Raw genomic sequence first — 14,894 nt, 5'->3', positions numbered from 1 at the left:
TGATGGTGGAAGGCGAGATGGAGTGGTTCAATAGTGACCATGCACCCGGATACCAGCCAGGGTTTCCTGGACCGTGACGGCAGCCGCCTTCGTTATTGCAGCGAGGGCAAGGGCAGGCCTCTGTTTGTCATCGGCTCCTCTCGTTATTACCCGCCCACCTTTTCGGAGTCGCTGAAACGCAGCTGTCGAATGCACTTTGCCGACATGCGGCATTTTGCGGAGCTGAATGGACCGGCCGCGAAGCAGGCCCTTCATCTGAATGATTATCTGGATGACATCGAGGCGATCCGTGAAACGCTTGGCCTGGAGGACGTCGTCCTGCTCGGTCACTCCCATCACGGCAATCTGGCGCTGGAGTACGCGCGGTGTTTTCCCGATTCAATCGCGGGGCTGGTTCTGGTGGGGACCCCACCCTGCAATGTGGCGGAGACCCTGGCGGCCAGTGAGCGCTACTGGCGTGAACAGGCGGATGCCCGGCGAAAATCCCTGTTGACGATTCGCCGCGACTGCCTTGAGCCCGATGCGGATTTCGTCAGCCGTTATGTGGCCGACGCACCCCTTTACTGGTACGACCCGAGCTATGACGCCACCTGGCTCTGGGAGGGCGTACCCATCAATGCCACGGCTCTGACGCAGTTCAAGCGTTTTTTCGTGGCGCAGGATTTTGCTCGCGCTGCCGCGCAGGTCACCGTGCCGGTGCTGGCCATCACCGGCCGACATGATTACATCGTTCCGCCATCACTCTGGGACGAGCATGATGCTCCCTTCTGGTCCTTGACCCGCCATTGCCTGGAACGCAGTGGCCATACGCCTCAACTGGAACAGGCGCAGACTTTCGATGAGTGCCTCTTGACCTGGCTCAATGACCATACGGAGGGACCAAGATGACAGTGCAGTTTTGTCCGGGTAGAAACATGGCCATGAAAGTGCCGGCCCATGAATACGAAGCCACTTTGCGGTTTTACCGGGATGTGCTGCGGTTCGAGCTGCTCCCCGGCGAAACGCCCCGCTTTCGCTTCGGCGACAAGGTGCTATGGATCGATCGTGTGGAAACGCTTAGCCAGGCCGAGATTTGGCTTGAAGTGCTCACGGATGATATCGAGGCGGCCGCCGATTACCTGAAGGCGGAGGGAATCACGCGTCGGGATGATATCGAACCCTTGCCGGAAGGGCTCCATGCCTTCTGGCTTTCAAGCCCGAGCAACATCATTCATCTGCTTGCCTCGGATGCAGGCGAGGGTTAGTCGGCCAGCGGATGCAGCAGGGGCTTGCTGGGTGTGGCGTCGGTGGAGAAATCGGGGTACTGGAGATTGAGCAGGTAAAACCCGTCCAACACGGCGTCCGCTGCGAAGATCATCTCCGTGACACTGGCTTGCGGGCGTTCTGCCTCGATCAGCTTCCGGGAGCCGGCCGGCAGGCCCCAGAAGATGCGGTGGGTGACCAGCTCGCCGTCATCATCGCCCCGGTCCACCGAGGGCATGTCCACCAGCAGGTGGTCGATGCCCTGGTCGACAATCCATTGCGCCGCCTCACGGGTGATCCAGGGTGGTGTGGGGCCTTCCATCCAGTCTCGCCGGGCCTTGTCCGGCGAATTGGGGAGTGTCCTGAGGATCAGGGCCTGCGGGGGCGTGGCGGGCGCCTGCAGCTGCCAGGCCGCTTCCAGGGCCTTTTTCGAGATGACCGGATCACTGCCATCAGCCTTTCCGGGGCCGCTGTCCTCCGTGCTGTCGAGACGGGCAGGCTGGATACTCAGCAACAGGGCCGGGCAGAGTACAGTGCCGATCTGCTGTGAAACCGTGGCCCGTGCTTCAGTGATATGGCCCACGCACTCGGTATGGGTGCCATTGCAGTGGGGTGTGATCTCCAGCACTTCACAGTTACAGCTTCCGCCTTGCCGGGTGTCGCCGGTGAAACCGCCCGATTGCATTGCCTTGCGCCGCGCCGAGGGCGCGCCGAAGAAGCCGGGTTGGGGGCCATCGAAGTCGAGGGTAATGGCCAGACTCACCGCACGGGCCGGATTCATGTCGAAACGGACGCCGGCCCAGTCGAGGATGGCGGCGCTCACAGGAAGCGGTCCTTGTCCAGATTGAGCCACTCCAGGGCCGTGCCGTGCAGCAGGCGATCCCGGGTGTCCAGAGGCAGGCCCATGGAGTCGATCAGTTTGCCCGGTTCCAGCTCCCCGAGCGGGAAGGGGTAGTCCGTGCCCAGGGCGATGCGTTCCGGCCCCACCATGTCCAGCATCAGCTGCAACACCTTCGGCTCATGGACGAGAGAGTCGAAGTAGAGTCGCTCCAGGTAGTCACGCGGATTGACCTCATTGTCGATGGCGCAGAGGTCCGGTCGCACATTGAAGCCATGCTCGATACGGCCGATGGACGGCAGGAAGGAACCCCCACCATGAGCAAAGGCCACACGCAGGTTCGGGAAACGCTCGAACACGCCACCGAAGACCATGGAGCAGATGGCCCGAGTGGTTTCCGCCGGCATGCCCACCAGCCAGGGCAGCCAGTAGCGCTTCATGCTGTCACTGCCCATCATGTCCCAGGGATGCACGAATACCGAGGCACCCAGTTCCTCGCACGCGGCCCAGATCTCATCCAGGGCCGACTCGTTCAGGTTCCAGTCATTGATGTGCGAGCCAATCTGAATGCCCGCCAGACCCAGCTCCCGGACGCAACGTTCCAGCTCCTTCACGGCCAGATCCGGTGCCTGCATGGGAAGGGTGCCTAGGCCAATGAAACGTTTGGGCTGCTCGGCCACCACAGTGGCAATGTGGTCATTCAGAAGCCGCGAGAGATCCAGGGTGTGTTCCGGCTTCGCCCAGTAGCTGAACATGACCGGTACAGTGGACAGCACCTGAACGTCCACCCCATGCTCGGCACAGTCATGCAAGCGCGCCTGGGCATCCCAGCAATTGGCCTCGATCTTCCGAAACTTCTCCCCATCCTTGACCATCTGCTTGCAGCCAGGCCCACAATCCTCCAACTGGATGAAGCCGCCATAACCATAGCGCTCCTTCAGATTCGGCCAGTCCGGGGGCAGAATATGGGTGTGAATATCAATCTTCAGGCTGCGAGTCATATCTGATCACTTTTTTAAAAGCGCCACGAAGCTTAAGAAAAAGAATTTGGCCACAGATGAACACAGATGGACACAGATTGTGTTGTGGTGATCTTAGTCTGTGTCTATCTGTGTTCATCTGTGGCTAATACAAGAATTTTCCATGCATTTCGCGGCTAACGGTTTTCAGGGTTTCTCCGGCATGATGTGGCCGCAGTTGTCGCAGGTGCGGTGTGCTTCGCTGCCGAAGAAGCGGTCGAAGACCGGCGGGAACTGGGTTTCGATGTTCTCCAGGTGGAAGTACTCTTCGTAGAGTTTGTGGTTGCATTTGTCGCAGAACCACATGAGGCCATCCTGTTCGTCCGGCCGCCGTTCCCGTTCGATCACCAGGCCGATGCTGTTTTCGAAGCGCTGGGGGGAGTGGGGCACTTTTGGTGGCAGCAGGAAGACCTCGCCGGCCTTGATGGGGATGTCCCGCACCTTGCCGTCTTCCTGGATCTTCAGCACCATCTCGCCTTCGAGCTGGTAGAAGAACTCCTCACCCTCGTCGTAGTGATAATCCTTTCGGGTGTTGGGGCCACCCACCACCATGACGATGAACTCCGAATCCTTGAAGACCCGTTTGTTGGCCACCGGCGGCTTGAGCTCGTCGCGGTGCTCGTCAATCCATTTCTGGAAGTTGAAGGCGCTTGGCAGGGGCATGGTTGGCCTCCTCCGGTTTTAGCCGGATGTTGGTTTGCCACTATCTACTCGTAAAGTATAAGAGAAGTAAACAGTTCCCAGTGAACAGTGGGTGTGTTGCTCTTGTCTCGTGGGAGAGGCTTTAGCCCCGATAGGGGGCTGATCGATCCCTTTATCGAGGCTAAAGCCTCTCCCACAGCTATCTCCCATAGCTAATTGCCTAGCTTCGCGCGCTGCATGGCGGCTGTCCGCCAGGAAACAGTAGGTCTTTCGGCAGGCACGGCCCGCTAGTTCACTGGGAACTGTTCACTGTTCACTCGCTCTCGTCAATTGTAGCAATGCATTTCAGTTCGATGGCAATGGGCGTGGGCAGGCGGTTGATCTCCACCGTGGTGCGGCAGGCCTGATTGTCCGCGAAGTACTCGGCGTAGATCTTGTTGTAGGCCTTGAAATCCCTGGGAATGTCGGTCAGAAACACGGTCACGTCCACCAGCCGATCCCAGCTCGAGCCGGCCTCTTCCAGGATATGGCGCACGTTCTGAAACACCGAATGGCACTGGGCCTCGATGTCGTAATCCACCACATTGCCCGCCTCATCCAGGGTTACACCGGGGATATCCTTGCTGGTCGCCGAACGCGGCCCTACCCCGGACAGAAACAGCAGATTCCCCACCCGCCGCGCATGCGGGTACAGACCCACCGGCTTGGGTGCCTTGCCACTGTTAACAATACTGTCCTGATCGCTCATGCCTGACTCCTGAAAAAACAATTAATAATGCAGGGAGATTAGCCACAGATGAACACAGATGGACGCAGATCGTGCTGTGGTGGACTTAACAAACGCCTGGGCAATTGATTAACGCAGGCATCTGTCAGACACCTACGACGTGGCATTGGCCAAAACATCTGTGTTTATCTGTGTTCATCTGTGGCAAATAAAAGAATTTAGCGTGCATTTCGCGGCTAAATGTCTTACCCGTCAAATGCCACGGTGACGTTCTTGGCTTCGGTGAAGAAGCGCATGGCTTCCCAGCCGCCTTCTCGGCCGACGCCGGATTGTTTCATGCCGCCCATGGGCACCCGCAGGTCGCGGCGCATCCAGCAGTTGATCCAGACCAGGCCGGATTCGATGTTTCTTGCCATGCGGTGGGCGCGGCTGATGTCCTTTGTCCAGATGCTGCTGGCCAGGCCGTAGTCGACGCCGTTTGCTATCGCCAGGGCTTCTTCCTCGTCCCGGAAGGGCATCAGGCTGACCACCGGCCCGAAGATCTCCTGCTGGTTGCTGCGGCAGCTCGGTGACAGGCCTTCAATGACTGTCGGCTGGATGAACCAGCCCTGATCGCAACGTCCACCCACCTGGGCGGCTTCGCCACCGACCAGTATGTGGGCGCCGTCCTCCCGGGCCTGTTCGATGCAGCCGAGCACCTTCTCGTAATGGGCCCTGGAGACCACGGCCCCCTGGCGGGTCTCGGGCAGGGCGGGGTCGGCCGGGTTCAGTGCTCGTGCCTTCTCGACGAAGGCATCCCGGAAGGCCTCGTAGATATCGGCCTGAATCAGCAGACGGGAGCCGCACAGACAGATCTGGCCCTGGTTGGCGAAGGCTGCCCGCAGGGTCTCCTCCAGCGTGTGTTCCCAGTCACAGTCCTCGAAGACGATGGTCGGGTTCTTGCCGCCCAGCTCCAGGGACAGTTTCTTGAACCGGGGTGCCGCCACCCGAGCGATCTCGGCCCCCGTGGCTGTGCCCCCGGTAAAGGAAATCGCCTTGATGGCCGGGTGATCGATCAGTCTTGCACCAATGCCCGGGCCACGGCCGTGCAGGATGTTGAGCACGCCACTCGGCAGGCCGGCCTCGATGCAGAGTTTGGAAAACAGCCAGGCCGTCTTCGGGGTAACTTCCGAGGGCTTGCCAATCACGCAGTTGCCGGCGGCCAGGGCCGGGGCGATCTTCCAGGTGAAAAGGTACAGAGGCAGATTCCACGGCGAGATGCAGGCCACGACGCCGTGCGGTTCACGCAGGGTCCAGTTGATGGCCCCGTCTTCCATCAGATGGGATTCGCTCGAGAACTGGGTGGCGGCGGCGGCGAAGAAACGCAGGTTGCTCGCCGCCCGGGGAATGTCCACCGAGCGGGCCAGGGTGATGGGCTTGCCGGTATCCTCTGATTCCGCCCGCGCCAGCGCTTCCAGATCCCTTTCAATCAGATCGGCCAGACGATTCAGCCAGCGTGCCCGCTCAGCCCCGGGCGTCCGCCGCCAGGCCGGAAAGGCTGATTGCGCTGCCGCAATGGCCGCATCCAGCTCCGCCTCGCCGGCATCGGCGATCTTTCCCGACACCTGACCCGTGGCCGGCTCGAAATTCTCCAGCCAAGCCTCCGAGCTCCTCAGCTCACCGGCAATGTAATGCTCAATCCGATCCACTGCTCACTCCTGCAAGGCTGGGTAAAGGCACCGCGAAATGCACGCGAAATAATATTAAAGCCACAGATGAACACAGATAAACACGGATGTTCTGCCTGTTGCCGCCTCCAAGCTGTCAGTCAGGCAGCAGGGTTCATCGGTCGCCCAGACGCTTCCCAAGGCCACCAGAAACAATCTGTGTCCATCTGTGTTCATCTGTGGCCAATTCGCTTTCTGGTGTGTTCGCCTCGCCTGTGTACGGGTTTCAGATGCCCCGGGTGCGTCCGCCGTCGACGGCGAGGCTGACGCCGGTGATGTAGCTGGCGGCCGGGCTGGCGAGGAAGGCGATGGCGTTGGCGCATTCCTCGGGCTGGCCGAAGCGGCCCATGGGAACCTGGGACAGGGCGGCCTGTTCCACGGCATCGAAACTCTGCCCGCTCTTGTCTGCCTTGCCTTCGAACAGGCTTTTCAGGCGCCCGGTACGGGTGAAGCCGGGCAGGATATTGTTGACGGTAATGCCGTCCGGAGCCAGTTCCGTGGCGATGGTCTTGGCCCAGCTGGCCACGGCGCCACGCACTGTATTCGATACCCCCAGGCCGGGAATGGGTTCCTTCACCGAGGTGGAGATGATGTTGATGATGCGCCCGTAACCGTCCTCGCGCATGCCCGGCAAGAGGGCCTGCAGCAGAATCTGGTTGCAGATCAGGTGGCGCTGGAAGGCGTTGCTGAACTCATCCTTCTTCGCCACGTGGGCGGGCCCACCGGCGGGCCCGCCGGAGTTGTTGATCAGGATGTGAAAACGCTGCCCCCCATCCACGCGGGCACGGATCTGGGTCTCCAGGGCCTCGGGGCGGTCGAAATCGGAACTGAACCAGTCATGGGCCTGGCCCTTCGGCCGGGGCAGACCATCGCAGACGGCTTTCAGGGCCTCTTCATTGCGGGCGGTCAGGGTAACCGTGGCACCCAGTTCCGCCAGCGTCTCGGCCGTGGCCTTGCCGATTCCCTGGCTGCTGCCGCAGACCAGCGCGTGCTTGCCTTCGAGATTCAAATCCATCAGTCCGGCTCCCTTGTTCATTCAGGAAAATCGGGAAACATTGGAACCACTGAAGACGCCGAACACACTGACAAAACACCGACAAACTTCTGTGGGAGCGGCTTTAGCCGCGATCAATGCCAATCGAACGATTCTTCGAGGCTAAAGCCTCTCCCACACCCGTTCTTTCCGTACGGGTCATGATCCAAAGCCCCGCGGCTCAAGCCCTTGCTTCATTGTTCGGCGTATTCGGTGTCTTCGGTGGTTCCCATCTTTTGGTCTCAAGCCTCGCCGGGCGTGAGCTGCCCGCGGCAGCTGATGCTGGCCCAGCCGCCGTCTTCATCCAGGCGGAAGGCGGTGAGGCTACCGCCCCAGACACAGCCGGTGTCCAGGGCGTAGACGTTGAAATCGCTGTAGTTGACCTTGCTGGACTGGCCGGCGGTGGACCAGTGCCCGAACAGGATGTGGTCGTTGGCGCTTCGACGGCCGGGTGCCTGAAACCAGGGGAAAAGACCGTCGGGTTGCTCACCCGGCCCGCATTTCAGACCCAGGTCCAGTCGACCGTTGGCATCCACGAAGCGCATGCGGGTGAAGCAGTTGATGATGTAGCGCAGGCGGTCATGGCCGCTGAGGGACTCATCCCACTGGTCGGGCTCGTTGCCGTACATATGGGCCAGAAAATCCCGGTAGTCGGGGCCCTGCAGTGCCGCTTCCAGTTCCCGCGATCGGGCCAGGGCTTCGCTCATGTCCCATTGCGGCGGAAGCCCGGCGTGGACGATGCCATAGCCAAGGTCCCGATCATGGTGCAGGAAGGGGCGGTGGCGCAGCCAGTCCAGCAGTTCACCGGCATCCGGCGCGTCCAGGATCTCGGCGAGGGTGTCCTTGGGTTTGAGGCTGGCCTCATCCCGGTGGGCCATGGCCAGCAGATGCATGTCATGGTTGCCCAGTACGGTGATGGCCTGTTCACCGAGGTTGCGCACGAAGCGCAGGGCCTGCAAGGATTCCGGCCCCCGGTTGACGATGTCGCCGGCGAACCAGACGCTGTCCTCGGACGGGTCGAAATTGATTCGGTCAAGCAGCTGTTCCAGTTCTCGATAACAGCCCTGAATGTCGCCAATAGCAAAAATGGCCATTTGTGCCTCGGGGTGGAATTCAGTTGACGACGCCGGGGACGGCCAGACGGAAGGGCGCGATGGGGGCGTCGAAGGACTGCCCGTCATCGGCCTCCATCAGGTAACTGCCCTCCATGGAACCCACGGGTGTCTCGATGATGGTGCCACTGGTGTATTCGTAACTCTCGCCCGGCTGCAGATAAGGGTACTCCCCGATCACCCCGTCCCCATGGACTTCCTGCACCTTGCCATTGGCGTCGGTAATGACCCAGTGTCGCTTGAGCAGTTTGGCGGCAATCCGCCCGTCATTGCGCAGCGTGATGGTATAGGCAAATACATAACGGCCCTGAACCGGGTCAGACTCGCTCTGCAGGAAACGGGTGCTCACGTCGACCAGGATGTTGTGGTTGTTGGGGGTGTCCATGGAAAACCAGTCTGCCAGAGAAATGACGGAAATCACCATTCTACCCGAATGCCGTGGCTCGGCGTTGGCGGAGAGGAGGAATGAATCAGCGCTTTCTCAATCGCCCTCGCCATCCGCTGGTTCCTGGATGCGCACGGCGAGCACATCGCAGGGTGCGTTGTGAACCACCGAGCGCTGGGTGCCCCCCCTCAGCAGTGCCAGGCCGTGCCGCTCACGGCTGCCCAGCACGATCAGATCCGCACCGATTTCGCCGGCCACGCGCTTGATCTCGGCCTTGGTCTGGCCGATTTCGATCAGTACTTCCGACGGTTCCAGCTGCTGACGGTGGATGAGGCCCTGGATGCGCTCACGGGCGCTGTTGATCAATTCCTCTTCCATGTCCACCGGCGGCGGCAGCAGGGCCTCCCCGGCCGGATCCACCGGCAGGTACTCCACCACGTGGAGCAGGGACAGGCGTGCTCGCGAGGTTTCCGCCAGTTGCATGGCACGAGCCAGCACCTGGTCGCTGTCTTCGGCCAGATCCGTCGCTACCAGAATGTGCTGATAGACATTCATGTGTTTCCCCCAGTGAGCGGATATCCTGCGGTCAGTATAGGCGAGGGTAGGGGCGGCAAAAACCTATGAGGAATTCTGAGGCGGTGGGAACTTTACAATAATTCACCGATTGCCCTCTGTAGGCGCGGATTCATCCGCGCAATGGCCAGAATCCGACGTTTTGCCATTACATGTGGCGCAATCCTCATCACCCCGCGACCACCCGTTCCGCCAGCTTCGCAAAGGCTTCGGGCGGCAGGGTTTCGGGACGGGCGCCTGGGTCGATGCCAAGCTGTTCCACGGTATCGGCGTTCACCAGGCCCTTGAGGGCATTGCGCAGGGTCTTGCGGCGCCTGGAGAAGGCCTGGCGGACCAGCTGGGCCAGCACCTCCTGATGGTCGGCAGGGCAGATCGGGGTAGCGCGGGGACGCAGGCGCACGATGCTCGACTGCACCTTGGGGCGAGGGCTGAAGGCGCCGGGCGGGACATCAAAGAGGTGTTCGGCTTCGCAGTACAGAGCGCTCATGATGCCCAGACGGCCGTAATCGGAGGTGCCCGGTTCGGCCACCAGTCGATCCACCACTTCCTTCTGCAGCATGAAGTGCATGTCGGTGATGGCGCTGATCTGGCTGAAGAGATGGAACATCAGCGGGGTGGAGATGTTGTAGGGGAGGTTGCCCACTACCCGCCAGGGACCGGGCCCAAGGCTGTCGAGACGGAACTTCAGCGCATCCACGTTGTGCACGCGAAGCTCCCCCAGGCCGGCGCATTTCTCCTGCAGGTGGGGGATGACGTCGCGGTCGATCTCGACCACATCCAGGTCACCGTGGCGCTCCATCAGGGGCCCGCTGATGGCGCCCAGGCCAGGACCAATTTCCAGCAGTCTGTCGCCCGGCTTCGGGTCGATGACATCGACGATGCGGCCAATGATATTGCGGTCGTGCAGGAAGTGCTGGCCGAAGCGCTTGCGAGCGCGATGTTCATTCATGACGGTATTTCCGGCTGGTTTTCCGCCAGTTCCACGGCGAGGCCAATGGCGGCCTGCAGGCTGCCGGCATCGGCCCTGCCGCTGCCGGCCAGATCCAGGGCGGTGCCGTGGTCCACCGAAGTGCGGATGATGGGCAGGCCCAGGGTCAGGTTCACGGCCTTGCCGAAACCCTTGTGCTTGAGTACCGGCAGGCCCTGGTCATGGAACATGGCCAGCACCGCATCGCCCTGTTCGAGTACCTTGGGGGTGAACAGAGTGTCTGCCGGCAGGGGGCCGTTCAACTGCATGCCTTCACGGCGCAGACGTTCCAGCAGGGGTGCAATGATCTCGCCTTCCTCATGGCCCAGATGCCCGCCTTCCCCGGCATGGGGGTTCAGGCCGCAGACCAGGATACGGGGGTTGTCGATGGCAAATAGCCGTCGCAAGTCGGCATGCAGGACACGGATGACGCTTTCAAGCCCTTTCGGGCTGATGGCATCGGCCACCTGGCGCAGGGGCAGATGCGTGGTGGCGAGAGCCACGCGCAGGCCGGGGCAGGCCAGCATCATCACCGGCTGGGCGGCGCCGCTGCGCTCGGCCAGGAATTCCGTATGGCCGGAGAACGAGCGGCCGGCCTCATTGATCACGCCCTTGTGGAGTGGCGCCGTGACCAGGGCGGCGAAACGGCCACCGAGGCAGCCATCGCAGCCAATCTCCAGCAGACGGATTACGTGCGCGGCATTGACCGGGTCGAGATGGCCCGCCCGGACGGGCGAATGAACCGGGATGTGCAGAAACGAGAGGTGGCCGGCTTCCCGGGCAGTATCGCCGTCCTCCCACGCGTGCAACTGGACGGTCAGGCCGAGGGCATCGGCTCGTTCGGCAAGAACCGAGCGGTCACCCAGCAGAACCAGGGGATAATCCCGATCCTGCTGGGCCAGGCTCAGGGCCAGGTCGGGACCGATACCCGCAGGTTCCCCGCAGCTGAGGGCGATCGGCCGCGACAGGGGCATGTTCAGCCCCCGAGGCGGATTTCGATGTAGGACTCGTCGCGCAGCTTCTGCAGCCAGGCATCCATGCGTTCCTCGGCCTTCTGGGCGCGGATGAACTGCTGGGCCTGGTTGCGGCGTGCGTCCAGGGTGCGGTCGCGTTCCCGGGTTTCCATCAGCTGCACGATGTGGAAGCCGAACTGGGTCTGGAACGGTTCACTGATTTCGCCGATTTCCATCTGATCCAGCTTCTGGTCGAAGGCCGGAACGAACTGGCCACGGGTCTGCCAGCCCAGGTCGCCGCCGAGGGACGCCGAGCCGGGATCCTGGGAGTGTTCGCGTGCCAGCTCCGAGAAGCTTTCCCCTTCTTCGACAATGCGGCGGCGCAGATCAACCAGCCTCAGCTGAGCCTGCTCCGGGAGCAATACTTCCGAGGGCCGGATCAGAATGTGACGAGAGCGGCGTTCCTGCACGATGAGCTGGTCACCACGACGGACATCCTGGAGCTTGAGAATGTGATAACCGCTGGAGGTGCGGAAGGGGGCGGTGATGTCACCGGCATTCATGCCCACAACCCGTTCGGCGAATACCGTGGGCAGTTCCGGCCCGGCGCGCCAGCCCATATCGCCGCCTTCCAGGGCGGTGCGGCTGTCGGAATGGGTGACGGCCATCTGGCCAAAGTCGGCGCCCTCCTGCAATTGCTGATGAACGTTTTCGGCCTTTTCGCGCGCTTCCCGCAGGGCTTCCGCGTCATCGGATGCGCCTGTGCCAATCATGATGTGAGAGACGAGATACTCGCTGTCCAGATCGCCCCGGGCTTCCATCTCGGCCAGGAATTCCTGGACTTCACGATCGGAGACGGTGACTTCACGATGCAGCATGCGCTGCTGTACCCGCTGCTGCATGAGTTCACGGCGAATCTGTTCCCGAACGGTGGCGTAATCCAGGCCCTCGGCCTCCATGACTTCGGGCAACTGGGCCAGGGTGACGTTGTTCTGGGAGGCGATCCGGGCCAGCGCCTGGTTGACCTCGTCATCACTGACACGCAGCCCGCCCATGCGCCCGCGCTGCAACTGCACCGCCTCGTCAATCATGTAATCAAGCACCTGGCGGCGAAACTCCTGCTCCGGCGGCATCTGGGCACCGGGTCCGCCCATGCGCATGCGGATGGTATCCATGCGCTCTTCCAGCTCGGAGTTCAGGATGACTTCGTCATTGACCACCGCAACGATACGGTCCAGCGGCGTGTTGGCCGCGGCCGAGAATGCCGTCAGCGTCAGCAGGGCGGCAAGGCCGCCGATCATCATCTTGCGCATTTGCGTTCCATTGTTTCAGTCGTAATCACGATAGCCATAGCCCATGATGCTTTCGTCAAGGAAATCATCCACGGTCTGGCCAACTCCCCCGAGGCCCTTGAGCTCCAGCTGGATCATGAAGGAGCGATCCACATCGCCATCGCGGTTGTAAATGTGCCGCCGGGTGGTGAATCGAAGGGCCCAGCAACAGCTCTCATACTCCAGACCGCCGAAACGTTCCAGGGTTTCGTCATCCTGCAGAGAGTGATTCCAGCGTCCGAAGGCGCGGATGCGGTCTGTGATGGGCCAGGCAAAGGAAAAATCCACCTGGTCGAGTCGGTCGCGCCGGTTGCGATAGCCAAGATTCAGGACTTTTCGCGCTTCCGGGCGGTACTGGAACTGTATCGCGCTACGCTGGGTTTGTCGATCTTCCGGATCCCACAGGACGGTGGTTCTGGCGCTGAAGGCTTCGGTGGGTGCCAGTTGCACTTCACCAACCAGCTCGGAGCGCTGGGTGGTGACGGGATCGCCACTACCCAGACCAACCTCCCGGTCGTCGAAGTGATGGATCTGTCCCAGGCTGCCGGTCAGCAGACTGCGCCCCGAGCGGCTGTCGAGAACTCGCGAGGTCAGGGCCACCCCCACCTGATTGGCGTCACCAAGGCGGTCGGGACCGATGAATCGATCTTCCATGAACAGGCTGGCGAAAGTGAAATCCATCTCGCGGGTATCGAAACGCGGGAAGGCGCTCTGATCCCGGTAGGGCACGTAAAGGTAGAACAGCCGTGGCTCCAGGGTCTGGCGCAGATGCAGGCTATCGGCGAAAGGGCGTTCGAGGATGAGCCCGGAATCGAGACTGAAGACAGGCGCACTGCGGGTCAGGGTTCGGTCTTCGCCGGGTTCAAGTTCGGCCCCGCTGTTGCGACGGGTTTCCGCCGTCGGATTGTTCAGGTCGTAGCGGGTGTATTGCCCGCCGATGGAAGGCTGAACGAACCAGCCCGGGGTGCCGAAGCGCCCAGTGATTCTCGGATGCAGGTGCAGGCGGTCGGCCTCCAGGGAGTCGGCGCGCTCGAAGCGGGTGAAGCGATTGCCCAGTTCGGCATGGAAGCCGCTGCCGCCAATGGGGAGGTCGGAATCCAGGCGCATGTCCGGCAGCTCCCGGTAGGGCAGGCGGCTGTCTTCGATGGCGTCGTCAATGGTCTGAAAAATGCGGAATCGACTCTGGAAGCGATACCAGTCGGTATTCTGGCTGATGGTCAGTGACTGTGGCAGATGAGTTCTTGATCGAGCGCCGGGCGAGTCGTCCAGATCCAGGAAATACTCGGTGTCGGAGACGCGCTGGATATTGGCAGCCACCCGCCAGTTTGCCGGCAACCGGGTGCTCTGGCGGTACTGAAGGTAATAGCGGTCATCACCGAATACCGAGTCGTCCGGCAGGTAGTCCGCCTGCAGACTGCCACGGGTGCTGCGGGTCAGGTAGCGGGTTTCGGTGTAAAGCTGGGTGCCGCGCTCACTGCGGTGATGGGGTGTCAGCAGACTATCCAGCTGTGGATGGATGTTCCAGTAGAAGGGCAGTGCAATCTCGGTTCCATGGCGTTCCGAGCGGCCGAAATCCGGGAACAGGAAGCCGCTCTTGCGACGATCATCCAGCGGAAAGCTCAGCCAGGGGCTGTAGAAGAAAGGCACACCCTTGAACTCCAGCCAGAGGTGACGGGCCACCCCGCGGCCGCTGTCATGGTCCATGTGCATGCGCCGGGCATTCAGGGCCCAGTCCCGGTTGTCGTCCGGGCAGGTGGTATAGAAAAGATCCTCCAGCAAGGTGGTGTTCTCATCCTGCCGAACCAGTTGTCCGGCTTCGCCCCGCGCGTGGCGATCCAGCAGGCGAAAACCGGCCTGATCGAAGACACCGCTGTCGTTGCCCAGATCGAAGCTGGCTTCGACGCCGCTGAAGGCCAGGTCATTCTGGAGGAAGCTGACATCTCCCCTGACCCGCGCTTCTTGTGTCTGCGGCAGATAGAGCAGTTCCTCCGCTCGCAATTGACGGGTGCCCTGGCGCAGGATGACGTCACCGCGGTAGACGAAATACTCCTCAAGAACCCCGTCCATCTCGTCCGCCTCGATGTCCACGGGTGTCTCGGCCGTGGGTGGCGGGCCAATGGTCTCGGGGGGGCGCTCCGGCGGCCAGGCGGGGCAGAGACGCCAGGGCTGGGGCTCCTCCCGTTCCAGTGTCATGGCCGGCGTGGTCGCGGGAAGCAGCAGGACGAGCAACAGCAGCCAGCTGGCGCTGGCAGGCGGCGGTTCCGGGCAATGACGGTCGGGTTTCGGCCTTGGCTGCACGGGGCGATCCTGTTCCTCGATCCCTGATTCGGCGATGAGCCACGGCCCAGCCTGGCTGGCTGGTTCTC

The 14,894-nt window shown here is 61.8% G+C and carries 15 protein-coding genes; 2 read left to right on the top strand and 13 right to left on the bottom strand.

Annotation, left to right across the window (positions count from 1 at the left end; all coding sequences use genetic code 11):
- Positions 1-39: 39 nt before the first annotated feature.
- Positions 40-888, top strand: a complete 849-nt coding sequence (locus RBH19_RS02705; protein WP_306727301.1) for an alpha/beta fold hydrolase — start codon at positions 40-42, stop codon at positions 886-888.
- Positions 885-1,244: a VOC family protein gene (locus RBH19_RS02700; RefSeq protein WP_306727258.1), complete on the top strand. Its 360-nt coding sequence runs from the start codon at positions 885-887 to the stop codon at positions 1,242-1,244. The genes RBH19_RS02705 and RBH19_RS02700 overlap by 4 nt, the downstream gene beginning before the upstream one ends.
- On the opposite strand, the gene RBH19_RS02695 is transcribed toward RBH19_RS02700, so the two are convergent.
- The 13 genes from RBH19_RS02695 to RBH19_RS02635 form a co-directional block, all read right to left on the bottom strand.
- Complete coding sequence (locus RBH19_RS02695; RefSeq protein ID WP_306727257.1) at positions 1,241-2,065, bottom strand: cyclase family protein; 825 nt, start codon at positions 2,063-2,065, stop codon at positions 1,241-1,243. The genes RBH19_RS02700 and RBH19_RS02695 overlap by 4 nt on opposite strands.
- The gene (locus RBH19_RS02690; RefSeq protein WP_306727256.1) at positions 2,062-3,081 is read right to left on the bottom strand and encodes an amidohydrolase family protein; all 1,020 of its coding nucleotides are present in this window, start codon (positions 3,079-3,081) and stop codon (positions 2,062-2,064) included. The genes RBH19_RS02695 and RBH19_RS02690 overlap by 4 nt, the downstream gene beginning before the upstream one ends.
- Positions 3,082-3,246: 165 nt before the next feature.
- Positions 3,247-3,762, bottom strand: coding sequence for a 3-hydroxyanthranilate 3,4-dioxygenase (locus RBH19_RS02685; RefSeq protein WP_306727255.1), 516 nt, complete (start codon positions 3,760-3,762; stop codon positions 3,247-3,249).
- A 292-nt stretch (positions 3,763-4,054) separates the two neighbouring features.
- On the bottom strand, positions 4,055-4,489 hold the full coding sequence (locus RBH19_RS02680; protein WP_306727254.1) for a RidA family protein: 435 nt from the start codon (positions 4,487-4,489) through the stop codon (positions 4,055-4,057).
- Between the two features lie 224 nt (positions 4,490-4,713).
- Positions 4,714-6,156, bottom strand: coding sequence for an aldehyde dehydrogenase (locus RBH19_RS02675; RefSeq protein ID WP_306727253.1), 1,443 nt, complete (start codon positions 6,154-6,156; stop codon positions 4,714-4,716).
- 244 nt (positions 6,157-6,400) lie between these two features.
- Positions 6,401-7,189, bottom strand: a complete 789-nt coding sequence (locus RBH19_RS02670; protein WP_306727252.1) for an SDR family oxidoreductase — start codon at positions 7,187-7,189, stop codon at positions 6,401-6,403.
- Positions 7,190-7,449: 260 nt separating this feature from the next.
- A complete protein-coding gene (locus RBH19_RS02665) occupies positions 7,450-8,301 on the bottom strand; it encodes a symmetrical bis(5'-nucleosyl)-tetraphosphatase (RefSeq protein ID WP_306727251.1) in 852 nt (283 codons plus the stop codon).
- Positions 8,302-8,320: 19 nt separating this feature from the next.
- Positions 8,321-8,704 (bottom strand): Co2+/Mg2+ efflux facilitator ApaG/CorD, encoded by a 384-nt coding sequence (gene apaG, locus RBH19_RS02660; RefSeq protein WP_445353959.1) that lies wholly within the window; start codon positions 8,702-8,704, stop codon positions 8,321-8,323.
- Between the two features lie 96 nt (positions 8,705-8,800).
- A complete protein-coding gene (locus RBH19_RS02655) occupies positions 8,801-9,259 on the bottom strand; it encodes a universal stress protein (RefSeq protein ID WP_306727249.1) in 459 nt (152 codons plus the stop codon).
- A gap of 187 nt (positions 9,260-9,446) precedes the next feature.
- On the bottom strand, positions 9,447-10,226 hold the full coding sequence (gene rsmA / locus RBH19_RS02650; protein WP_306727248.1) for a 16S rRNA (adenine(1518)-N(6)/adenine(1519)-N(6))-dimethyltransferase RsmA: 780 nt from the start codon (positions 10,224-10,226) through the stop codon (positions 9,447-9,449).
- On the bottom strand, positions 10,223-11,218 hold the full coding sequence (gene pdxA, locus RBH19_RS02645) for a 4-hydroxythreonine-4-phosphate dehydrogenase PdxA (protein ID WP_306727247.1): 996 nt from the start codon (positions 11,216-11,218) through the stop codon (positions 10,223-10,225). Before pdxA ends, rsmA begins: the two co-directional genes overlap by 4 nt.
- A gap of 2 nt (positions 11,219-11,220) precedes the next feature.
- The gene (locus RBH19_RS02640) at positions 11,221-12,510 is read right to left on the bottom strand and encodes a peptidylprolyl isomerase (protein WP_306727246.1); all 1,290 of its coding nucleotides are present in this window, start codon (positions 12,508-12,510) and stop codon (positions 11,221-11,223) included.
- A 15-nt stretch (positions 12,511-12,525) separates the two neighbouring features.
- Positions 12,526-14,826 (bottom strand): LPS-assembly protein LptD, encoded by a 2,301-nt coding sequence (locus RBH19_RS02635; RefSeq protein WP_306727245.1) that lies wholly within the window; start codon positions 14,824-14,826, stop codon positions 12,526-12,528.
- Between the last annotated feature and the right edge of the window lie 68 nt (positions 14,827-14,894).

The organism is Natronospira bacteriovora (assembly GCF_030848495.1).
GTDB lineage: Bacteria > Pseudomonadota > Gammaproteobacteria > Natronospirales > Natronospiraceae > Natronospira > Natronospira bacteriovora.
Note: the sequence above shows the minus strand (reverse complement) of the source record. Positions and strands in the feature narration are given on the sequence as shown.